The following is a 22,850-nucleotide window of genomic DNA, read 5'->3' as shown; positions in this document are numbered from 1 at the left end:
ATGAGTGTTATTGCGTTTATCGGGACCGGCATCATGGGTAAACCTATGGCAGAAAACCTGCAAAAAGCCGGGCACCAACTGGTGCTGTCTGAGCATCACAACCGAGCACCGGAAGACTTGGTGTCTGCAGGAGCCCAGGTGGTTTCCTCCCCACGTGAAGCGGCCATTATGGCGGACTACATTATCCTGATGGTGCCGAATACCCCGCAGGTTGAAGAGGTGCTGTTTGGTGAAAGTGGGGTAGAGCAGGGGCTGCGAGCAGGTAAGACTGTTATCGATATGAGCTCTATAGCTCCGATTGAAACCAAGGCTTTCGCTGCACGGGTTAAAGAAAGTGGTGCACAGTACCTGGATGCGCCGGTATCCGGTGGTGAAATCGGCGCAGTGAACGGCACGCTCACTATCATGGTTGGTGGTGACCAGCAGGCCTTTGAAGATGCCAAGCCGCTGTTTGAAATTCTGGGACAGAACATCAACCTGGTTGGTGAAAACGGTGCCGGGCAGGTCTGTAAGGTTGCTAACCAGATTATTGTTGCCCTCAATATTGAAGCGGTTGCTGAAGCGCTGGTCTTTGCATCAAAAGCCGGTGCAGATCCAACCCGCGTTCGCCAGGCACTGATGGGTGGGTTCGCGAACTCAAAAATTCTTGAGGTGCACGGCGAGCGAATGGTGAAGGGGGCGTTTGACCCAGGCTTTCGGATCCAGCTTCACCAAAAAGATCTTAACCTTGCGCTGAGCGGTGCACAGGCGTTGGGTGTTGCTTTACCAAATACTGAAAAAGCGCAGGCACTGTTCACCCAATGTGTCGAACAGGGTGGAGCTGGCTGGGATCACTCGGCCATGATCAAGGCACTGGAGTCCCTTGCGGAGCATTGCATACGCTGACCGAAACCATTGTAACCCTTGCCCGGGGTGGGATGACCCGGGCCTTTTTCTTTCCTGTCTCCCTGTCTGATTTTCCCCAAAGGCGTGTTGATTTTTCCTGCCGGCTTTCTTATCGTTTCTGCAACACACTGCATTTTTGAAAAGGCTTTTCAGCGCAGGAAACTCTAAGGGAAGGAGCAGGCATGTCGCGGATTCGGGCAAAAAACCAGGAAAAAATTATTACGGTTGCCAGTCGGTTATTTGCTGAAAATGGATATGCCGCGACGAAAACAGCTGAAATTGCCCGGGTTGCGGATATCCCAAAGCCCAACATGTATTACTATTTCAGCACCAAAGACAACCTTTATCGAGCGGTCCTTGAAAGCGTGACCGAACCCCTGCTGGAAGCCTCAAAACCGATTGAAGAACTGGATGATCCGCAAGAAGCACTCACCCAATATATCCAAACCAAACTTCGCATTTCCCGCGACTACCCAGCGGCATCCAAAGTATTCGCCAATGAAGTGATGGCCGGTGCTCCCTACCTTCCGCAAGATATCAGCGATGCACTGCTTGCACAGTCCCGGATGATTGTCGGCAAGTTCGAGCAGTGGATTGAACAGGGCAGGATGTCTCCGCTTCCTGCCAACCACCTGATGTTTATGTTGTGGGCATCTACACAGACCTATGCTGACTTCAACTGGCAGATATGCCAGGTTTCCGGCAAGCCCCAACTGGACGAGGAAGATTTTGCCCAGGCGGCAGAGTTCCTCACTGGTATGGTGCTTAAGGGGTGTGGAATCAAGGAATAAACACAAGTGAAATCACAATAAAAACAAAAAGTTATATATTGCATTGTGTGATGGGTGCTGCAAACCCCTAGTTGTCTTCCAACAAGTAAGTGGCAATGGCAGCTAGATCCTCTGCTGTCAGGAATGTTGTACCGTGTTCCACAACATCGGTCATACTGCCTCCGAATGTATCGCCATCCAGCATAATTCCGGTTTCAAGGGCGTATTCCAGATCTAATGCTGTCCATCCTTTCTCTGCCAACGATGCAGGGTCTATGGCCGGAACCTCGTTGCCGGCTCCATCAACACCGCCCTGATAGGCCATGTCCTCTATGGATGCGCCAAGTAAATTCCTAGGCGTATGACAGGCTCCACAGTGCGCGAGCACCTCTACGATGTACCCACCTCTCTGGTAGGCCGTTGGCTGGCTGGGATCACTTTTGGATGGTGTGTTGGTAAAAAACATAAAGCGCCATGCATTCATAAGGGGTCTTATATCGAAAGGAAACTTGAGGTCATGCTCCTTGTTGGCCTGATCGGATGGCGGGACGCGGTCTTTAATGGCTGCCCATAAATCAGAGACGTCCTGATCACTCATACCAGTGAAGTGGGTATAGGGAAAAACGGGGTAGTAAGGCACCCCTTCTGGTGACAGGCCCTCCCGGACTGCGGCAGAAAACTGAGCCAGGCTCCAATTGCCGATACCGTGGTTTTTATCCGGGGTAATGTTCGGGCCGTAGAAATTTCCGAAAGGGGTGTTAACCGGTTTTCCCCCGGCCAGGGCATCCCCTTCATTTTCTATGTCTGTGTGGCAACCAAAACAACCGGAAATGGCAAGGAGATATTCACCCCGGTCAGCATCGCCAGGTGGCTGGGTAATCGGTCTGGTGGGACTTTTAGGCAAAAGAAGGAATAACAGGGCACTTACCGCGACAAGTACGGTGATTAACTTGAGATAAGAGAAGCGAAAAGACGTAGCCATTACTTTTTCTTTTTCACCCGGAATGGTTTGTGACAGCTCGAACACTCTTTACCAACCAACCGGAATATCTTATTTGCTGGGAGAGATTCAAGACTCTCATTTTTCTGGTTTTTGCTAGACAGGAGGCTTTTCTTGCTTTTGCCCTTGTTATCTTTAGGTTCCTGTCGCTCTGCGCTGTCATACAGTGCCTGCGACAGTGTTTCCAGCTTCATTGCTGACGCGGTGAATTTTTCCCAGTTTTCCCAAATTTCAGGTTTTGCAGCGGTGGGTTTTTGCATGCTCCCCTCCGGGAACATATTTATCAGGCTTTCACCCGCATGGTCACGAATAATGGTGGCATTTCGCTGTATAACGCCAACATCAAAAGGTGGCTTCCCACGGAAGGTTGCCTTAAGTTCATTGACGGCTTCTTTCATCGCTTCCATCGCATCCATGCGCTCCTTTACCACACCGGTTGCCCCTTGGTGGGCCGACGCGGAAAATGCCATTAAAGCCAATAGATAAACGGAAAAATATGGGAGTCTTTTCATGTCTTCCTTTCCTTTGAATGCTGACCTTCCGTGGCCTTGAACTGCTATCTTCGCTGACTACTGTGACTTGAGTTCTAAACACTTGATAACCCATGATGGATTGCTTTCCGGAAGAGTTCAAAACTGTGCTGCTGTGAAATGATGAAAGTGAGAGCTGTCGCATTGGTATAACATTTAGGCTTTTTGATTGGGATCTTAAAACTGCTGTTTTCGGTATTTACTTGGTGACATCCCAAAATACTCGGAAAACCGGCGGCTAAAATACTGGCTGGAACGGAAACCCATTTCGAAGCCAATATCCGTAACAGACAGCTTGTTATTGGCTTTTAACGCCTCAGCAGCGGATTTCAGGCGAAGTTCATTTAAGTAGTCGAGCGGTGATTTATTGGTAATCTTGCGAGTTTTAACGATGGCGTTTTAATCTGACAGAAGTATGAAACAAAAAACGGCGCATCAGCGCCGTTTCTAATTTCAACCTAAAAACAGCAATACCTGCTAGTGGCCGCCGTCTTTGCCCATTTTGGACTGAACGTAGTTTTGCAGCCCGACATTGTCGATAAGCCACATTTGCTTTTCCAGCCAGTACATGTGGTCTGATTCAGTATCGTCGAGCAACTTGACCAGTATTTCGCGGGTCTGGTAGTCCTGCTTTTCCTCACACAGGGCGATAACTTCTCGCAGGTCAGCAGCAACCTTGTATTCATACTGAAGATCATTGTGCAGCATTTCCTGCACATTTTTGCCAATAGTCAGTGCAGCACGGGACTGGACATCAGGTGTACCTTCCAGGAACAAAATGCGGTTAATCAGCATGGAAGCATGTTCACGCTCATCATCTGACTCATGGTTAATACGCTCGTACAGCTCGTGCAGGCCCCAGTCCTCATACATGCGGGCGTGGACAAAGTACTGATCCATTGCTGACAGCTCGTTGGTCAGCAGGCTGTTGAGTGCGTCAATAACGTCTTGATTGCCTTTCATTTTATTCCCTTAATCGTCCATCTGTGATTGCAGGTAGTTTTGGATACCGGTCATGCCGATAAGTTCGAATTGTGCTTCCAGCCAGTCAAGGTGTTCTTCCTCGTCTTCGAGGATCTCGGTCAGCATGTCGCGGGTGACGTAATCCTGTTTTTCCTCGCACAGGGCAATGGCTTCGCGAAGGACAACCAACTCTTCTTCCAACATCACCTTGTCACTGCCCAGCATTTCCTCTGCGTTTTCACCGATACGCAGGCGGTCGAGATGTTGGAGGTTTGGCAGGCCTTCCAGGAACAGGATGCGTTCTATCAGCTTGTCTGCATGCTTCATATCCTGGATGGATTTTTTGTAGTCCTTCTCGTTCAGTTCTTCCAAACCCCAATTACGGAACATCCGGGCGTGAAGGAAGTACTGGTTAATTGCCGTGAGCTCACTGGTCAAAATCCTGTTCAGCTCAGCAATAACGTCTTGATGACCTTTCATGGTAAGAGATCCTTGTAGTCACGCTAGGTAAATTGATCTAAATCAAAAAATAAGGGTAGGTGAAGAATCACCCAAAGGCAAGAAAATCTTTATAAATCATAATGTTAAATAATGATAACTATTTCTATTACCATTTCGGTTACACATTTAAAACAAATGTCATTTGTTTTAATAATTTAATGCTCAACTAGGTGCACTTTTGTTAAGGGAGTTAGCTATAGCACCCTGTGTTTTTACTACAGAGGGGTATAACGGCAGTGTGTTAATGAGTAATCAGTCTTAAAAAGGAAGGGTCTTTTTTAGCTTGTTCAACGCTGTGCCGATTGACTGGGTGCAGTGAAAAAGTGGTTTGTCCAACTGTGTATCTTTGCCTGCATTTATTAAGAGCCTGGCTCTGAATAGGGGGGAGGTTTGTGCAGTGATATCTCTTTGCCGTTAAACCACGACCATGAAATTCTGGGCTAACATGTTAATTGATGGTCAAAAAATGAGCTAAACGTCAAGTGAAGGCCACTTCCAGAACAAATTGAGGGCGATGTATGCTTTACCAACTTAATGCGACATACATGGATGCAATTAAGCCGCTGAACAGCTGGGCGAAATTCATCCGGGATGTAAATGCAGCACCATGGAATTTCATGCGGACTTCAGAAGTCACCCGAACATTGGATGCATCCATGGAGTTGGTAGAACGACTGACAGACTGTTATGACGAACCTGCCTGGGAGTTGGATCATACCGTAATCAATGGTGAGAAGTTGGCTATCCAGTACAATGTGATTGCTAACAGACCGTTTTGTAACCTGCTTCATTTCCGGCGCAGTAAGGCTCAGCCTAACCAACCCAAAGTACTGTTTATAGCCCCTCTTTCGGGGCACTTTGCTACGTTACTTCGTGGGTCGATTAAGGAATTTCTGCCCGACCATGATGTGTATGTCACTGACTGGCGAAATGCCCGCGATGTGCCTTTGAGTGACGGAGAATTTCACTTCGATGATTACGTGGATTACCTGGTTGAGTTCCTGGAAATGCTGGGCCCGGATACACATGCCATAGCGGTATGCCAGCCTTGTGTGCCCCTTATGGTGGCCGTGGCGTTGATGTCTGAGCGGGGGAATGCTGCGACAACACCCACAATGACGCTGATGGGCGGCCCGATCGATACCCGTATTAACCCCACTGAAGTAAACGACTACACCAGTGGAAAGGATCTTGAGTGGTTTGAGTCGAATGTGATCTGTACAGTCCCGGACAGGTTTGCCGGAGTCGGGCAGTTGGTTTATCCGGGGTTTGTACAACTGTCGGGGTTTCTGTCGATGAACCTTGACTCCCATGTACAGAAGCACTTTAAGTTTTTCAACGATCTCATTGTCGGCGACGGCGACAACGCGGAGGCGCACCGGAAGTTCTATAACGAATACCTGGCAGTCATGGATCTGCCTGCACATTATTATCTGGATACTGTCCGTAAGGTTTTCCTGGAGCACAAGTTGCCAAATGGCACCATGTTGTACCGCGGCAACCCTATTGATTTAAAAGCCATTCGTAAGACGGCGATAATGACCATTGAAGGCGAGCTGGATGATATTACCGGACGCGGGCAGACCTCGGCTGCTCTGACCCTTTGCAAGAACGTGCCTAAATCGAAAAAGGTCCACCTGGAGCAGAAGGGTGTGGGACACTACGGTATTTTTAACGGAAGGCGCTATCGTGAAAACATTGCTCCGAAAATAAAGGAATTTATACACAAATTCGGAGAATGAACCCCGAAGTTACTAAATGCGTGAAAGGCGGTTGCCGGGCGTGGACTCTCCCGGCAACCAAATAACGTTAGTCTTCCTGGGGTATCACCAAGTTAAGGATGATGGCAAGAAACGCAGCCGGCAACAGACCGGAGGTCAGGAAGATTTTGACTGTGTCATCCACATGCTGGAGTGCCCCTGGTTCCTGTTGAAGCCCAAGGCCCAGAGAAAGGGAAATTGCAAAGATCACCATGTTACGCCGGTTCCACTTCACTTCTGACAGCATTGAAATACCCGCAGAAACAATCATCCCGAACATGACCAGAATACTGCCACCCAGAACTTCGATAGGTATGGTGGTTATCAACGCTCCAATCTTGGGGATAAACCCGGCAAGAATTAAGAAAATGGCGCAAATGGTCACAACACCCCTGCTCATCATACCGGTTAAGGCGATTAAGCCGACATTTTGTGAGAAAGAGGTATTCGGCAGTGCCCCGAACATCCCAGACAGGGCTGAGCCCAGTCCGTCGGCGAAGGTTGCCCCTTTGATTTCCTCCCCGGTAGCTTCCCTGTCTGCGCCCCCCTTAGTGATACCGGATACATCACCAACGGTTTCAATGGCTGAGATAAATGACATCAGGCAGAAGCCCACTATACTGGCAATGGTAAATTCCACACCAAAATGGAAGGGGTTGGGTACCGCGAAGTAAGAGGCGTTCCCGAGGTTTTTAAAGCTGACCATACCCAGCATCCAGGCGGCGGCATAACCAACAAGCATACCTATCAATATTGCCGAGATTGAGGTCATGCCCCTCGTCATGAATTTAATAACAAGAGTGACAACCACAACCAGCAAGGCTATACCCCAGTTCAGCATGCTACCGTATTCCTCGGTCCCGATGGCCGGTACACCACCTGCTGAATACTGAATGCCAACCTTAATCAGGCTAAGGCCAATAAGCGTAACCACCAAACCGGTAACTAAAGGGGGAAGGGCAAATCGAATTTTACCGATGAGGGGGGCCAGGCAAGCGTGGAAAAGACCACCGACCATCACGCCTCCGGTGACAACCGCCATAGCATCGACACCTTTCCCGGCAACAATGGGAATCATAATAGGTACGAAGGCAAAGCTGGTCCCTTGTACGATGGGGAGCCTTGCACCAACCGGGCCAAAGCCGATGGTCTGGAAAAGGGTTGCGACACCAGCAAACAGCATGGAAACCTGAATCATGTAAATCAGGTTATGAAAATCCGGTGAGTTAGAGCCGTAACCGAACCCGGCAGCGCCAGCGACAATAATGGCGGGTGTAATATTGCTTACAAACATGGCAAGCAGGTGTTGCAATCCAAGTGGAATAGCTTGAGACATCGGTGGGGTATAGCTGGGGTCTCTCAGCCTGGCTGTCAGTTCATCCTTGTCATTCATGTTCCAATCTCCCTGTTTTTCAGGCTTGGCAGTGAGTGAATAGACTAAATATTCAGTGGGGTATTCCTTGGGTTATTTATCTGGTGTCAGAAATGACTTGGGGAGCAACCGCTCCCCAAGTGTTTCTAGATAAGAATCAGTTTGAATACGAACAGCACACTCAGGACATACATGGCAATGGATATGTCTGAGAACTTGCCGGTTCCCGCTTTCATTACGGTATAAGTGATAAACCCGAGTGCGATACCGTTGGAGATGGAGAACGTCAGCGGCATCATCAAGGCAGTAACGGCAGCCGGGACAGAATCAGTAAAGTCTTCCCAGTTAACATTGCGGATTGAGCCCATCATCAAGAATGCAACGTAGATAAGTGCCCCTGCAGTGGCATAGGCTGGGATCATCCCGGCAAGCGGAGCAAGGAAGATGGCAGCAAGGAACAGCAAGCCAACTATCACGGCAGACAGGCCGGTTCGCGCACCGGCTGAAACACCGGAAGCACTTTCAACATAACTGGTTACAGGAGGGCAGCCAAAACAGGCTCCCACGACTGAAGAAAGGGAGTCAGCCTTCAGTGCGCGGGGCAGTCCTTCAATTTTCCCGGTTTTTTTGTTCATCAGGTTGGCACGTTCAGCCACGCCCATCAGTGTGCCGGCAGTATCGAAGATATTGACGAAGAGAAAGGCGAGAATGATGCTGATCATCCCAACGTTGAGTGCCCCGGCAATATCCATTGCGAGAAACGTAGGGGCAATGCTCGGTGGTGCGGAAAAGATGCCGTTGTACTGCACAAGCCCCAGAGCCAGGCCAATGGCAGTCACGCTAAAAATTCCGATAAGTACAGCACCAAACACATGCCTGACAGCGAGTACAGAAATGATAAAGAAACAGACGGCGGCAAGAATCGCCTCCGGTTTGGTAAAGTCACCCAGTGTCACCAGTGTGGCAGGGCTGTCTACTACAATACCGGCACTTTTCAGGCCGATAATGCCAAGGAACAGACCCACCCCGGCGGTCATCGCATAGCGCAGGCTGGTGGGGATGCTGTCAATGATCCACTCCCGTACCCGCGAAACACTTAAACCGACAAAAATAACGCCGGAGATAAACACAGCCCCCAAGGCAACCTGCCAGCTGTAACCCATCTCGCCGACGACAGTAAAGGCAAAAAAGGCATTCAGACCCATGCCGGGTGCCAGGCCAACCGGCCAGTTGGCAAATAGGCCCATCATTAGCGTGCCAATGGCTGCACCGATACAGGTTGCGACGAAGAGTGCACCAGGATCCATCCCGGATGCAGACATGATATTTGGGTTCACAAAGATGATGTACGCCATAGTAGCAAAGGTGGTGATCCCGCCTATCAGTTCATTTTTAACTGACGAACCGTGCTCGCGAAGCTTGAACAGGCGCTCAAGAAGCCCGCCGTTGCCGACTTCCTGGTCGGCTGCAGTTGTTTTTTCCATTTTGACTGTCCTTATTAATCCGTTTCAGGTTTTGCCTTGTTCTTTCCCTGGGGGTGGTGCGTATTTTTATTCGGTGCCAGTTTCTCCCGGCTATTGGGCAAAACGCCCGTGGTCAACTGCCCCGGTAGGTAGAAAAACTGTAAGGGGAAACCAGCAGGGGAACGTGGTAATGCTGGTCACTGTTATTGATACCAAACCGGATTACCACGTCATCCAGGAAGGGAATCTCTTCCAGCGTCGTGTTTCGGGCGCGAAAATAGGCCGCAGTATCAAACACCAACTGATATTTACCGGTTTCCAGTGACGTACCTTCCAGCAGTGGGGCGTCTGTGCGTCCATCTTCGTTGGTAACGGCACTGGTAACGTGCGTTAACTGGTCGTCAGCTACCCGGTACAGGGCAATGTGAATTCCTGCTCCCGGCATCCCGTTGGCAGTATCCAGTACATGTGTTGTCAGCTTTCCCATGGTTTCCTCGGTATCGTTTTCTTTAGGACAGTCAATTTTATTATGGCATCCGGTGGGCCCCGGTTGCCGTGACTGGCCAGTCTCTCCAGGCAATAATTTTTTTGACAAATCAGAGCACTGGAAACGCTTCAGGTGTCAGGTGCGTAGCAGTGTCCTTACATATGATCGACAACTGCTTGAGGCAGGCAATTTGTCTACAAACAATGATCTGCAAACATTCTGCTTACTTATTCTTATGCAGCTTTCAAACCGATTTGCAAAAAATGCACACTAAATATGTACACAATATTTTTACCGTGTAAAGCACAATGTTGTGAATATGTTAACGACATGGCTGTTTAAGTGCTATGCTAAGTGAGTAACATACTGATGTGGTGGAGAATATAACTCACTGAATCAAAATATGAATATTCTGATTCTAGTGATTGGTAACAATTATTTTACTTTTAACTTGATAATTGTATACAATCGCTGGTACAAATTATCTCGGGAACAAAATGCTGGCTTTCAAAGCTATCGTAGAATCAAGGAGTGACTGAATGAGCAGTGACTATCCCCGTGACTTAATAGGATATGGAGCCAACCCACCGCACCCGATGTGGCCGGGCGAGGCCAGAATTGCCGTTTCATTCGTCCTTAATTATGAGGAAGGCGGAGAACGCTGTGTTTTGCACGGAGACGGGGAGTCTGAAGCTTTTCTTTCGGAAATACCGGCAGCCCAACCGTTGGCTGGGGTTCGCCATATCAGTATGGAATCTATCTATGAATATGGTTCCCGTGCCGGTGTCTGGCGGGTGCTGAACCTGTTCCGAAAGGAAGAGATCCCACTCACCATTTTCGCTGTAGGTATGGCGGTAGAGCGTTACCCTGAAGTGGTTCAGGCGATGGCTGCAGAAGGCCATGAAATTTGCAGCCATGGTTACCGGTGGATTGACTACCAGCATGTTAAAGAGGAAGACGAGAAAGCCGATATGCTAAAAGCCATCGCAGCCATTGAAGCAGCGACCGGGAAGCGCCCGGTGGGTTGGTACACCGGGCGGACCAGCCCAAATACCCGAAAGCTGGTGGCCGAAGAGGGAGGCTTTCTTTATGACTCTGACGCATATGATGATGACTTGCCATATTGGCACACCGAGGGGTCGAAGCCCCAGTTGGTGATTCCTTACACCCTGGACACCAACGATATGCGTTTCTCTACGCCACAAGGATTTAACAGTGGTGAGCAGTTTTTCCAGTACCTCAAGGATGCATTCGACGTCTTATATGAAGAGGGACAGGATGCGCCGAAAATGCTCTCAATCGGCTTGCACTGCCGCCTGATAGGACGCCCAGCGCGACTGGCTGCCCTGAAGCGGTTTGTGGAATATGTAAAACAGCACGACCGGGTTTGGTTTGCCCGCCGGGAAGAAATTGCCCGACACTGGCACGAATACCACCCGCATCCGGACCTGAAAAAAGCGTAAAAATGAGAACAATGAAAATTACAATAAGGAATCACCATGGCTGATTTTGCCCGTTGCCGACCCAGTGAGCTTAGCCGGGATATGTTTATTGAAACTTTCGGCGGTATTTTCGAACACAGCCCCTGGGTGGCGGAAGTTGCCTTTGACCAAGGGCTGACAGAGGCAGATAACGATCAGGAGTATTTGCATAGCCGTATGTCTGCAGTTCTGGAAAATGCGGACAGGGCAGCCCAGCTCGGCGTTATCCTTGCTCACCCGGATTTGGCAGGCAGAGCAGCTGTCGCTGGCGAATTGACAGCAGAGTCTACTGCTGAGCAGGCCAGTGCCGGTATCGATAAATGCAACGCTGAAGAGTTTGCCCGGTTTACTGATTTTAATGACAGGTACAAAAACAAATTCCGGTTTCCTTTCATCATGGCGGTGAAAGGCGCCAACCGGCATTTGATCCTGGAGGCATTTGAACGCCGTCTGGAAAACGATGCCGAAACTGAATTCAACACGGCAATTGAAGAGATCAACAAGATTGCCCTGTTCCGGTTGCGGGAGTTGTAATCCGTAACTTTAACCTGCGTCTCGCAAATTGAAGCTGGTATGCCATCGCAACGAGTGAAAGGGGAAAAGACGCGACCTGAAATACGTGTATTAAGGAAGCAAACTGACATGGATAAGAATCCAGATTTCAGCAGGTTAACCAACCTCGCCAGCGCCCGTCTTGGCGCGAAGGCCATTTTTGCAACAGACGATTTTTTTGCTGACAAATCCCGGTTGATCGATGACGCCGATCCGCAATGGAAAGAAGGCGTTTATGACGACAACGGCAAATGGATGGATGGCTGGGAATCACGCCGCAAGCGTGGTGAAGGCTACGATTACTGTGTCGTCCGTCTTGGGTTGCCGGGACTGATTAGCGGGCTCGATATCGACACCTCTTTCTTCACTGGTAACTACCCGCCTTCCGCATCTGTAGATGCCTGTTATTCGCTGGACGGTGACCCGCAAGATGGTGCTGATTGGCAGGAAATACTGTCTTCTGCAAGCCTGCAGGGTGACAGCCATCACTTGTTTGAAGTAAACACCGGCCAGCCATTTACACATATTCGCCTGAACATGTACCCGGACGGCGGTATTGCCAGGTTGCGTGTGTATGGCCAGCCTCTCAAGGACTGGAACCGTATTGGTACCGATGAAGAACTGGATTTGGTTGCGGTAGAGAATGGCGGACGTGCACTTGCCTGCAACGATGAACACTTTGGCAAGATGGGTAACATCATCATGCCGGGGCGTGGCGTTAATATGGGAGATGGCTGGGAAACGGCACGACGCCGGACACCGGGCAACGACTGGGTGATCCTCTCTCTTGGCCATGCCGGGAATATCAGCCGGGTTGTTGCGGATACTGCCCACTTCAAGGGTAACTTCCCGGACAGTTTTACCCTTCAGGCAGCCTATGTGACGGGGGGCACAGATGATCAGATTGCTACCCAGAGCCTGTTCTGGAAAGAGTTGTTGCCATCACAGAAACTCAGTGCGGACAATATCCATGAGTTTGCCGACCAGGTCGCTGATATTGGCCCGGTAACCCATGTTCGCCTCAACATTTTCCCGGATGGTGGGATCAGTCGGCTTCGCCTTTTTGGCACCAAAGCCTGATCACCACCCAATGATGCACAGCAAAGGACGGGATTATGACGGACATTTTGCAAACCCAGGTTAAACGCAAGTTGGTGGTTGAACCCCTTACCCGTGGGGCGTTTGCGCCTTTCGGGGATGTTATAGAAACCACCGGGCGGGATTACTTCATGATCAATAACGGGTCAACCCGCCGTTACCATAATTTGGCTGTCGCTGATGTAGATGATGGCAGCCAGGCCATAATCAGTATCTTCCAGGCTTCCCCGCTCAGTTATCCATTGGATATTGAAATGCTGGAGCGCCATCCGAAAGGATCCCAGGCGTTTATTCCCCTGAGTGGCAATCCTTATTTTATTGTTGTGGCGCCAGCAGGTGATGAGCCTGACCCCAAAGCCATTCGTGCGTTTTATGCCAAAGGTAACCAGGGTATTAACTACCACAAAGGTGTTTGGCACCACCCGGTGTTAGTGCTGGAAGACAAGGATCAGTTCCTGATCGTCGATCGTGATGGTGAAGGCTCAAACTGTGACGAACACTTCTTTGCTGATGGAACAGCCATTGTCCTGACGTTGGATTGAGACAGGACTACGCGAAAAAATGGAAGGGGCGGCGTAAGCTTTCATATGCCACGTCGTCCATAAGGAGGGAGCTATGGACCCGTATATCACAGAATGGCTGAACCTGGCGATCCGCTGGATGCATATGATCACCGGGGTCGCATGGATTGGCGCGTCATTCTATTTTGTTTGGCTGGAAAACAACCTAAACCGCGAGAACCCGCGGGAAGGGCTTTCCGGCGATCTCTGGGCAATTCACGGTGGTGGTATCTACCATCTCGAGAAATACAAACTGGCACCGCCCCAGATGCCGGAAAAACTGCACTGGTTCAAGTGGGAAGCCTACTTTACCTGGATCACCGGAATGGCACTGCTGACGGTCGTTTTTTACAGCAATGCAGACCTGTACCTCGTAAAACCCGGCTCTGGACTTGAGCCTTCAACCGCGATTGCAATCGGTGTGGCTGCGTTGGTAGCAGGCTGGTTTATCTATGATTTCCTGTGTGACTCGCCGTTGGGGAAAAAGCCAATGCTGCTTGGCGTCGTGCTGTTTGCCGGCCTGGTGTTTGCTGCCTGGGCACTGAGCCTGGTGTTCAGTGGCCGCGGCGCTTACATCCATGTTGGGGCGATTATCGGTACCATCATGGTGGGGAACGTATTCAGGATCATCATGCCGGCACAGCGAGGGCTGGTGAAAGCCATTGAGCAGGGGACTGAACCGGATCCTTCCCTTCCGGCCAAGGGATTGTTGCGCTCGCGCCACAACAATTACCTGACGTTGCCGGTGCTGTTTATCATGATCAGCAACCATTTCCCCAGCACTTACGGCTCGGAATACAACTGGCTGATCCTTGCAGCGCTGTCTGTTTTGAGTGTGTTGGTGCGCCATTACTTCAATACCCGCCACGGGAGCCAGAAGTATGCTTGGACATTACCAACGGCTGCCTTGGGAATGATTTGCCTGGCGTTTGTCACTTCACCGCAAATGAAGGCGACACCGCCAGGTACGTCGCTGGCTGTTGCTGAAGCCGGACACCAGGGGCTGGTATCCGGTAAAGGACGGGAAAAGGGGAAGCCGTTCAACCAAGTGCAATCTATCATTGCTGAACGTTGTACGGTTTGCCACTCTTCGGCCCCGACCCATCCGGCTTTTGCCGTTGCACCTGCCGGGGTAGTCCTGGATACGCCGGAGCAGATTAAGCTGGAAGTGTCTCGCATCGTCGCGCAGTCAGTGACCACTAACATTATGCCGTTGGGGAATTTGACCCAGATGACGCAGGAAGAACGTGACGTTATTGGCCAGTGGGCTGAAAATGGCGCAATGATCCAATAAACCTGCGGCACTCTGCAATTTCAATGCGCGCCTTTAAGGCGCGCATGTCGTTTCTGAAATATTCGCTTCCACAGCCCGGTCTTGTTACGTGAGAGAGACAGCTAAAATCCGTAAGTGTTATCAATTGGGAATGGCTCTTTTTACCGGGTAGGGAGAATGAGTATGTGCAGTTCACCGAAAAGTACGATGAAACCGGCGAGTAGCAAAAATAGGTTGAATAAACCTATGGTTGAACTGACCGCTGATCAGAAAAGGCGCTATGCAGAAGTGGCTAACCGAGCAGAAGAGCGTCGGGCTGAGCGAAAAGCGAAGGACGCAGTCAGGCCCCAGTCACAGGGAAATCAGAAAACTAAAAAGTCATTTTCAGGCTTTTTTTCCGCATTGTTCAGTGCTTAACTTAGTCAGTCCAATTGGTATAACAAAACGGAGTTTCATTTGGAGTGTTGTATGCCTGATTACCAAAAAATCGATTGCGCCTGCTATGACTACCTGGAAGTTGCGTGCATGTTTGGGTATGAGTTGAACATTGAACTGACTGACGGAAGTGAGGTAGTGGGTAAAGCATTGGATACCCGCACCCACAAAGACAAAACCGAATGGCTTTATGTGCAGGCCGAGAAAGAGAAGCTCGCCCTTCGGCTGGATAACATCTCAGCGATTACCCCAACACAGGGCGGAGCCCGTTTTGGCCGGGTAAAAATTGCCTGAACACCCACCATGTTTGGGCATTTTGTGCTCCAATCCTGATGCTTCCGTCGCTTTCTGCGTTTACCCCCTTGGTTAGTTTCCGGCTTCATGCTAATTTCTCGGCACGATTTACACACTGGAATCCAGACCATGCCAAAGGCGAGTGAAATTAAAAAGAACGCAGTCATTGAACACAACGGTAAAGTGTTTTTTGTAAAGGACATCAGCAAGCTGACTCCAAGTGGCCGTGCCGGTGCTTCCCTGTTCCGTATGCGTCTTTATGATGTGGCTACCGGCCTGAAAGCTGATGAAAGCTTCAAGGCGGAAGAGATGATCACCCTGGCTGATTTCAGCCGCCGCCCTGTGAGCTTCTCTTACATCGATGGTGAAGAATATGTGTTCATGGATAACGAGGATTACACCCCGTACAACCTGAACCAGGAAACCATTGCTGAAGAACTGCCATTCATCACTGAAGACATTCAGGGTGTACAGGTACTGATTGTTAACGGTGCGCCTGTTGCCATTGAACTGCCTTCGACTGTAGAGATGGAAATTGTTGAAACGTCTCCATCTATCAAAGGTGCATCTGCCAGTGCCCGCACCAAGCCGGCTGTACTGTCTACTGGCCTGACTGTTCAGGTTCCTGAGTACATTGCTACCGGTGACAAGATCAAGATCAACACCACTGAAAAGACTTTCATGAGCCGCGCATAATCCGGTTGATGAAATGTACTTCCAACAGGCCCGTAAAGCGGGCCTGTTTGTTTTCTCGCCCGTTCATTCTCTTGACCCGTCAAATTCATTGTGACCGTTACCATAAAATTACCCTGAAACCGGAATAGACCGCTAAAGCTGGTCTAGGTTTTTATTCATTAAGGTTTTTGGGGGAGTAGTGGTGGCAGACAAATCGACCTTCGATTATGCAAAGCTGATTCTGGAAAATGTTGCTGTTTGGGAAGTGGTGCTTGTCATTGGCCTGATATGGATCTGGCGTCAGCCTGAACTGCTTAAAAAGATCACTTGCCTGAAAATAGGGGAACTGGAGATTGAGCTGCAGCAGCTACGGGAAGAGGTTAACCAGAGCAAGGAGACAATCCAGGAGCTGGAAGAGAACCTGGAGTCTGAAAAACGGCTGTTTGGTGAGTTGTTGGAAAGCTTCAACCCAGAAGCACCGCTCAGTGAACTGGCGCCTACCCGTGACCTGCTGAAAGCCCACGCCCGAAGTATTGAAAACCCTGATGACCTGCGTCAGTTCCTTCACAGAGATGTTTTACCCGGTGAACTTTATGCTGCTGCGGTAGCATTAAGGGAACGCCGGCCCGTACCGGTACTTCCAGATATGATCCAGTACTTGGATTGGCTGGCAGCAGACTCAGAACTTCGCGGTATACGGCTTAATACAGTTTGGACGCTCACCAGTGCCTTTCACCTGACACTGATAGCGGCGATCAGAGATAAAGTCGAACCTGGTGTAGAAAAGGAAACGCTGTACCTGGCTCTCCCAATGTTGGATAAGCTTGAGAAAAATCCTCGTGTCCAGGGAGACAGGCCGGATGCCCCCAAAAAGGGAATACTTGGCCCGTTAAACCATGCCCGAAAGTGGGTAGAGAAAGGGCTGATGAACGGAGACAAATAAAAATCAGGCTGGCAGATGCCAGCCTGATAACAAGGTTTCAAATTAGAAGTCAGTACACATTCAGGGATGCATCTACCCTGTATGTCTGGCCTTTAGTGGTGTTTATCGTCACGGTCTGGCCGTTGTAGCGAACAGTCAGTAGCTTGCCGGCTTCAGACCTAATAGCGGCTTCTACCAACGTGCCGTTTTGCCACTCGAGGTTGGTGAGCGTAAAGCCACCCCGTGCCCGCAGTCCCCTTACTTTGCCCTCTGTCCAGGATTCTGGAATGGAAGGTAGCAGGTCAACGCTTCCACGGTGAGAATGCATCAGCATTTCCCCAACCACAGCAGCCCCACCGAACAGGCCATCTACCTGTGTGACTCCAGTTACATTGACCGTAAGGTCCGGATAGGAATAGCTGCTTATCACGCTCTTCAGTTGCTGGTAAGCACGGGATGTTTCACCGAGACGAGCCCAAATATAACCACGCCATGGAGATGCCCAACCGGTGCCTCCACTCCCTCTGTGGTCAAGTGATGTAAAGACTGCGTCACGGGTCGCACTGTCTTCCAAATCTAAGATCCAACCCGGGCCAGCACCGTAAAGATGGGAGATATGGCGGTGTTGATCTTCCTCTTTGTCAATATCTTCGTACCACTCCTGAAGCTGTCCCCAACGACCTATAGGTGCGGGACTCGGCAACCGGTTCTTGATGGATTGCCATTTGCTTCGAAGAGTTGAATCGGTATTCAGCGTAGTTGAAGCCTCAATGACTATGTCATATAGCTGATGAAGAAGCTGACTGTCCATAGTTGGCATTAACTGGAGATCTGACCCCCTTCCGTCAGGTTTGTTTTCCGGGCTGGTGGACCACGTATGAACCAGATCGTTATTACCAGAATCCGGGTGTGTTTTCAGCAATTCATCAAAGAAGAGAGCTGCACCTTTTAACGTCGGATAGATCTTGCGTAAGAAATTAATATCCGGGTTGTAAAGGTAGTGTTCCCACAGGTTCATCGAAATCCATGTGCCACCTTGAACCCACTGTCCGTGAATTGCCCGGATAGGTGGAGAGTTACGCCATACATCTGAAGCGATGTGTGCTACCCAGCCGCCGTTGTTGATTCCGTAGATTTCCCTCGCATAGCCTTTATTTTGCTCTGCCAGATCATAAATGAACTCAAAAAGAGGTTTATGAGCAGCAACTAGATTGAGGTTTTCCGCTGACATATAGTTCATGGCGAGGTTAATATCGAGGTGATAGTCACTCCACCATTGGGGGTGTGTTTTGTCATTCCAACGTCCCTGCAGGTTTGCAGGTTCACTGTTAAATGAAGAGGACAGCAGCGCATAGCGGGAATATTGTGTCCAGAGAGCCGCCATGTGCTGGTCTGTATCATTACGGAATGCCTTTCGGCGCAGATCTGTCGGGGTATCGCCGTTTTCTTTCCCTGGGAAATCAAAATTCAGGGTTCGGAATAAACGTTTATATACCGATAGGTGCCGGGCAAGAAGGTCGTCGTAGCTCCTTGACATCATGCTGTTTGCAGAAAGGTGCTGTTGTACCAATTCTTTTTCATCGGAAGTTAGGGCCTTGTAGTTGGTGACATTGGTGTCAACCGCCGACCAGATTTGCACTTCCGAGGTTCCGCGTACAATGACTTTGTTGTCTACGACGTCAATTTCTCCATCAACGGCTTTGATGATGGTTTTCGACCTGAATTTGACCTCTCCGGGGATAGGATATAACTCAGTCCCTTCACTATTTTGGCCGTCCATTACTATTTCGGCGCTGAGTACGGTACGCTTGTTGGCCGATACCGTTATCGGCAACGGCGAATCGTAGCTGAACGTCAGATTTTGGACACCTCCATCTACTTTGAAACGGGACACCATGACAGGATCTTTGAAGCTGGTAAAGGTTTCCCGAGTGTGGCGGGCACCTGTACTGTCGATAAAGCTGACTTCTGAAACTGCTTTATCCATATCCAGTGAGCGGCGATAGTTGCTGACGTTTCCTGAAACATCTGTCGCTACCCTGAGGTTACCAGCCAATTGGTAGTGAACCGGACGTTGGCGTCTAAAATGGTCTTTGTACAATTGGTTTGTCGTGTCGTAATCCTTGTCGAACACAGACTGGATCATCTGGTCACGAATATCCTGTGTGACTTCCTTACTGTGGAAGAAAGGAGAACCAGCCCAAATTTGGTGTTCATTGATGAGGAAACGTTCTTCTTCCACACCACCGTATACTGAAATACCCATAGGCCCGTTACCGAGGTGAACGGATTCTTGAAGTAATGAAGCCGGGGTTGTGTACCACAACATCCAATCTGAACCATCCGGTTTACCGACCAGATCTGACGGGCAGCCACTGTCCTGGCAGAAGCCCAGATAGCTCAGAGAAACTCCCTGATTGGTTGGCTGGAACTCTACTCGGAGGTGGCTGTATAGGTTATCCCCCGGGATACCAAAGTAGCTCGGTGTGTCAGTGAGGTTTTGGTCAAATTTCACATCAACCAATGTCCAGCTTTCACCATCTACGGATCCCCAAACAGTCCATGACAAGGATTGAGAAGCAGAACCGTCCGGTGCACGCAGGGCATAACTGTTCAGACTGCTGACCGTATCATTGGCTGCAGTAAACACGACGGTTGCTGGAGCATTAATACCAGCTTCGGTCTGCCAGCTGTCACTGTCGTCAACGGTCGTTAGTGCGGTTGTGGAACTGGAAATATCTGGTGTCTGAACGGTGAAACTATCGGATTGCAGGTTGTGGGGCTCATTAGAAACCAAACTGCTGCAATTGACAGGGCACAACACAAATTCAGACAGTTGAAGATCATTTCCGTTCTGCGAAGTCCCGATGAGACGGTAGTGGCGATATGCACCAATCCAACGGGTAGGAAATGTTTTAGTTTGGTAACGGTTTTCAAAGGTGATGTTGCTTCGTGTATCCAGTGTTCTCCACTCTGCACCATCGTTTGAACCCTGTAACTGCCAATTTGCAGGGTCTCTGCTTTGAACATCGTTAGCAGATGTGATCTGGTATTGGCGAACTCCAAAACCCTTATTGTTCTTCAGATCAACGCGCAGCCAGTGCTCACTACCACCGCGAGCGGTGTACCATTTACTATTTGTGCGACCGTCCAGAGCGGCATTCGGCCCTTCATGATCGGGACCTTGCATGTCAGCAGTAGCGGTTGCACCAATGGTCAATGCAGATTTCAAGCGTGGATTTTCCGCTTCATTACATTGCAACTGGCAAAGGGCGATATTAGTTAACTGATAGAAAGTATCGCCGCCATTAGATTGCAAGGTAAGCCGATATCGGGAATAAGGCTGAGCATTTGTAATGTTAAAATGCCGGGTTTGTCGGCGAGAATCGAAAGATTGGTTGGACCGTATATCCAGAACTTCCCAATCCCGGCCGTTATCTGAACCTTCAAGCGTCCAAGACTTAGGGTCACGGGACGGTACATCGTTCCCGGATGTGAGAGCATAGTAGCGGACTGCTTTCGCTTTTGCCTGGGGCAATAACATGGTAATCACTGGAGAGTTATCACCACGGCTGGAAATCCACTTGGTGTTGATGTCTCCGTCAATCAATGCGTCAGCAGTTTGGCCTCCCAATGACCACTGTGATGATGCTTCAGCTGTTCCTTGGTACATCAGATTGTGCGCGGTGATGCCCTGATTACCATCATTTACATCACAAAGGATTTCGCACATTGTTACTTCAGCAAATTGCACTTGGTCGCCTGATTTCGGCAACATTGCCAGGCGATAATGGCTGTATGCCGCATCATTGATGAATTGATAGGTTTTTGCCCAGTGACGCTGCGGAAAGCTCTGATCAGAACGTGTATCAAGCGTCGTCCAATTACGGCTGTCATTTGAGCCCTGAAGTTGCCACGAGGCTGGATCACGTTGACTTGCATCATTGGCTGAAATCAGGGAATACGAGCGCATCGGGCGGGTAATGCCGTCAGGCAAAGTAACAGTGTAAATTACCTGACCGGACGATGGTGCGCTCAACCATTTGGTTGAAATATCCCCGTCACTTGCCTGCGCAGATGATTGAGTGCTGCTCGTTTCACTTGCACTTACGTCTGCGAACTGTACCCAGTTCAGGCTGCCACCGACGGTTGCGCTTTCACGCCCGGTCTTCTGACGGAATACTTCCACTTCGCCCAGAGAAAGATACGACGAACTGTCTTTTAAGATTTTAAGGTAGCGGAAGGAGCCAGAGAGGCTTAATTGGGTCAACGTATCAATAGAGTTAACGCCGTAAACATTGATAGTTGTGCTTGATGTAGCCTGGCTGAGTGTGACAGCGTCCAAAGGTTGGTTGGATGTGAGAATGTAGAACGCGCCGAGCCGGTTGTTACAACAGTCAGTCCGGTTCCATACCCGTACTTTGTTTATTGTTTCGGTCTGGCCGAGATCCACCGTCCACCACGGATTGGCTTCAAAGCTGGTATGGGTAATGGAATGTTCCTGGTATACGCCGGACGTGTTGCCATCAACGGCTGAAAAAGCGTCTCCACCAAACGCTGTTGAACTTTGGTTGGTGCGCTTGCCTTCTGCAGAATTAAAGTAGAGATCTTGCTGCTGGTTAAATTGGGTTATTTCTGCCCCGGTGTCTTTAGTGATTGATTGTACAGGAAGGGCGTAAGCTTCCGTACTCAACAACCCAGACAGCAGAAACACCCCATAAAAGATATTTCTCTTCGGTTGAAATCCATTCATTTTGAGTTATTCCCTAACTTATTTAGCTATTGGTAATAAGATGTCATACAACATATGGGAGATTTAAATATAAATCATGATTTCAAATTAGAAATTAACAAATCACTTACATTTGATGAGGGTCACATAAATAGTGATGTCAATATGAAGTGCGACTGATAAAACCTTAAATATCAATCGGTAACGAAAACACAGTAAATATCCAACCGTAAATTATGCCGTAACTCTCTGTTTTTAATTGTTAAGTGCTGTGGTTCACAGAGCAGCACCCGGCATTATTTCATTCAAATGATTGTTCAAAACTCGGATGCAGTACATTAGAATGCGAACGATTATCATTTTATTGTAGTGCAAAATGTCAAAAATTCTGGTTGTTGAAGATGACCTTGCGATGTGTGAATTGCTTCAGGAAGTGCTGATTGGCGAAGGCTTTGAGGTTTGCTGTGCACATTGTGGAGAAGCTGCATTGGAGAGTATAAAAAAGGAAAACCCATCGTTAATTCTTCTGGAAGTCATGCTGCCTAAAATCGACGGCATAACCCTTGCCCGCCACATAAGCAGCCAAAGCCTGACACCCATTATTATGCTGACAGCCAGGGATGACGAAGCCACCATGTTGGAAGGTTACGCTGCAGGTGCAGATCATTTCCTTTCAAAGCCATTTAAAGTGCCTGAACTGCTTGTACGTATCCAGGCAATACTTCGCCGGGTTGGAAAGCAGCAAACACACCTGAACTTAGAAACACATAAGGAAAACGGTGTGTCTTCACTTCAGATGCTTAAGGAAAAAGTATCCGGTTTGCCGTTAACTGAAACTGAGCTAAGCCTGGTGACTTACCTGATAAATCATCACGATATTGTTGTCGATAAGTCTCGACTGCAAATGGATGTATTGAAAAAAGAGCTCAGCCCCTTTGATCGTAACCTTGATATGCATGTCAGCAACATCAGGCGCAAATTCAATAATGCCGGCTTGTCCAAGCAACACATTAAGACTATACGGGGTAAAGGTTACTGCTTTGTCCTTGATCTGAAGTGGACATAGATGTTCTATTTTCCTGGCGACTTTAATATCG

The 22,850-nt window shown here is 49.2% G+C and carries 22 protein-coding genes; 13 read left to right on the top strand and 9 right to left on the bottom strand.

The window, feature by feature from the left end:
* Positions 1 to 885 (top strand): 2-hydroxy-3-oxopropionate reductase, encoded by an 885-nt coding sequence (locus NF212_RS19235; RefSeq protein ID WP_434362413.1) that lies wholly within the window; start codon positions 1 to 3, stop codon positions 883 to 885.
* 182 nt (positions 886 to 1,067) lie between these two features.
* Positions 1,068 to 1,676 (top strand): TetR/AcrR family transcriptional regulator, encoded by a 609-nt coding sequence (locus tag NF212_RS19230; RefSeq protein ID WP_434362411.1) that lies wholly within the window; start codon positions 1,068 to 1,070, stop codon positions 1,674 to 1,676.
* Positions 1,677 to 1,743: 67 nt separating this feature from the next.
* On the opposite strand, the gene NF212_RS19225 is transcribed toward NF212_RS19230, so the two are convergent.
* The 5 genes from NF212_RS19225 to bfr (NF212_RS19205) form a co-directional block, all read right to left on the bottom strand.
* Complete coding sequence (locus NF212_RS19225; RefSeq protein WP_434362409.1) at positions 1,744 to 2,637, bottom strand: c-type cytochrome; 894 nt, start codon at positions 2,635 to 2,637, stop codon at positions 1,744 to 1,746.
* Positions 2,637 to 3,167: a c-type cytochrome gene (locus tag NF212_RS19220; RefSeq protein WP_434362407.1), complete on the bottom strand. Its 531-nt coding sequence runs from the start codon at positions 3,165 to 3,167 to the stop codon at positions 2,637 to 2,639. The genes NF212_RS19225 and NF212_RS19220 overlap by 1 nt, the downstream gene beginning before the upstream one ends.
* A gap of 195 nt (positions 3,168 to 3,362) precedes the next feature.
* Complete coding sequence (locus tag NF212_RS19215; protein ID WP_434363024.1) at positions 3,363 to 3,560, bottom strand: helix-turn-helix domain-containing protein; 198 nt, start codon at positions 3,558 to 3,560, stop codon at positions 3,363 to 3,365.
* Between the two features lie 102 nt (positions 3,561 to 3,662).
* Positions 3,663 to 4,148 carry a bacterioferritin gene (gene bfr, locus NF212_RS19210; RefSeq protein WP_434362405.1) on the bottom strand — a complete coding sequence of 162 codons (486 nt, stop codon included), beginning with the start codon at positions 4,146 to 4,148 and terminating at the stop codon, positions 3,663 to 3,665.
* A gap of 9 nt (positions 4,149 to 4,157) precedes the next feature.
* Positions 4,158 to 4,628, bottom strand: a complete 471-nt coding sequence (bfr, locus tag NF212_RS19205; protein WP_434362403.1) for a bacterioferritin — start codon at positions 4,626 to 4,628, stop codon at positions 4,158 to 4,160.
* A gap of 539 nt (positions 4,629 to 5,167) precedes the next feature.
* On the opposite strand from bfr (NF212_RS19205), the gene NF212_RS19200 reads away from it, so the two are divergent.
* Complete coding sequence (locus NF212_RS19200) at positions 5,168 to 6,391, top strand: polyhydroxyalkanoate depolymerase (protein WP_434362401.1); 1,224 nt, start codon at positions 5,168 to 5,170, stop codon at positions 6,389 to 6,391.
* A 67-nt stretch (positions 6,392 to 6,458) separates the two neighbouring features.
* Here the strand turns inward: NF212_RS19200 and NF212_RS19195 are convergent, their stop codons facing one another.
* The 3 genes from NF212_RS19195 to uraH all read right to left on the bottom strand — a co-directional run bounded on the left by NF212_RS19195 (position 6,459) and on the right by uraH (position 9,731).
* On the bottom strand, positions 6,459 to 7,802 hold the full coding sequence (locus NF212_RS19195; protein ID WP_434362399.1) for a uracil-xanthine permease family protein: 1,344 nt from the start codon (positions 7,800 to 7,802) through the stop codon (positions 6,459 to 6,461).
* A gap of 125 nt (positions 7,803 to 7,927) precedes the next feature.
* On the bottom strand, positions 7,928 to 9,265 hold the full coding sequence (locus tag NF212_RS19190) for an NCS2 family permease (RefSeq protein WP_434362398.1): 1,338 nt from the start codon (positions 9,263 to 9,265) through the stop codon (positions 7,928 to 7,930).
* A gap of 112 nt (positions 9,266 to 9,377) precedes the next feature.
* Positions 9,378 to 9,731 (bottom strand): hydroxyisourate hydrolase, encoded by a 354-nt coding sequence (gene uraH, locus NF212_RS19185; protein WP_434362397.1) that lies wholly within the window; start codon positions 9,729 to 9,731, stop codon positions 9,378 to 9,380.
* Between the two features lie 539 nt (positions 9,732 to 10,270).
* Here uraH and puuE point away from each other — a divergent pair.
* The 9 genes from puuE to NF212_RS19140 all read left to right on the top strand — a co-directional run bounded on the left by puuE (position 10,271) and on the right by NF212_RS19140 (position 17,042).
* Complete coding sequence (gene puuE / locus NF212_RS19180) at positions 10,271 to 11,194, top strand: allantoinase PuuE (RefSeq protein ID WP_434362395.1); 924 nt, start codon at positions 10,271 to 10,273, stop codon at positions 11,192 to 11,194.
* Positions 11,195 to 11,230: 36 nt separating this feature from the next.
* Positions 11,231 to 11,746: a 2-oxo-4-hydroxy-4-carboxy-5-ureidoimidazoline decarboxylase gene (gene uraD, locus NF212_RS19175; protein ID WP_434362393.1), complete on the top strand. Its 516-nt coding sequence runs from the start codon at positions 11,231 to 11,233 to the stop codon at positions 11,744 to 11,746.
* Between the two features lie 108 nt (positions 11,747 to 11,854).
* Complete coding sequence (gene alc, locus NF212_RS19170; RefSeq protein WP_434362391.1) at positions 11,855 to 12,844, top strand: allantoicase; 990 nt, start codon at positions 11,855 to 11,857, stop codon at positions 12,842 to 12,844.
* A gap of 35 nt (positions 12,845 to 12,879) precedes the next feature.
* The gene (locus NF212_RS19165) at positions 12,880 to 13,404 is read left to right on the top strand and encodes an ureidoglycolate lyase (RefSeq protein ID WP_434362389.1); all 525 of its coding nucleotides are present in this window, start codon (positions 12,880 to 12,882) and stop codon (positions 13,402 to 13,404) included.
* Between the two features lie 73 nt (positions 13,405 to 13,477).
* Positions 13,478 to 14,716, top strand: coding sequence for a urate hydroxylase PuuD (locus NF212_RS19160; protein ID WP_434362387.1), 1,239 nt, complete (start codon positions 13,478 to 13,480; stop codon positions 14,714 to 14,716).
* A gap of 225 nt (positions 14,717 to 14,941) precedes the next feature.
* Positions 14,942 to 15,112, top strand: a complete 171-nt coding sequence (locus tag NF212_RS19155) for a hypothetical protein (protein WP_434362385.1) — start codon at positions 14,942 to 14,944, stop codon at positions 15,110 to 15,112.
* A gap of 51 nt (positions 15,113 to 15,163) precedes the next feature.
* Positions 15,164 to 15,424: a Rho-binding antiterminator gene (locus tag NF212_RS19150; protein ID WP_434362384.1), complete on the top strand. Its 261-nt coding sequence runs from the start codon at positions 15,164 to 15,166 to the stop codon at positions 15,422 to 15,424.
* 129 nt (positions 15,425 to 15,553) lie between these two features.
* Positions 15,554 to 16,120 carry an elongation factor P-like protein EfpL gene (gene efpL / locus NF212_RS19145; protein WP_434362383.1) on the top strand — a complete coding sequence of 189 codons (567 nt, stop codon included), beginning with the start codon at positions 15,554 to 15,556 and terminating at the stop codon, positions 16,118 to 16,120.
* A gap of 181 nt (positions 16,121 to 16,301) precedes the next feature.
* On the top strand, positions 16,302 to 17,042 hold the full coding sequence (locus NF212_RS19140) for a hypothetical protein (protein WP_434362381.1): 741 nt from the start codon (positions 16,302 to 16,304) through the stop codon (positions 17,040 to 17,042).
* A 49-nt stretch (positions 17,043 to 17,091) separates the two neighbouring features.
* Here NF212_RS19140 and NF212_RS19135 read toward each other — a convergent pair whose 3' ends face one another.
* On the bottom strand, positions 17,092 to 21,774 hold the full coding sequence (locus NF212_RS19135; protein WP_434362380.1) for a glycosyl hydrolase family 95 catalytic domain-containing protein: 4,683 nt from the start codon (positions 21,772 to 21,774) through the stop codon (positions 17,092 to 17,094).
* A gap of 355 nt (positions 21,775 to 22,129) precedes the next feature.
* Here NF212_RS19135 and NF212_RS19130 point away from each other — a divergent pair, with 355 nt between their 5' ends.
* Positions 22,130 to 22,819 (top strand): response regulator transcription factor, encoded by a 690-nt coding sequence (locus tag NF212_RS19130; RefSeq protein ID WP_434362379.1) that lies wholly within the window; start codon positions 22,130 to 22,132, stop codon positions 22,817 to 22,819.
* Positions 22,820 to 22,850 lie beyond the last annotated feature (31 nt).

Origin of the sequence: Parasalinivibrio latis, from assembly GCF_036825535.1 — a bacterium.
Classification (GTDB): Bacteria; Pseudomonadota; Gammaproteobacteria; order Enterobacterales; family Vibrionaceae; genus Parasalinivibrio; species Parasalinivibrio latis.
Note: the sequence above shows the minus strand (reverse complement) of the source record. Positions and strands in the feature narration are given on the sequence as shown.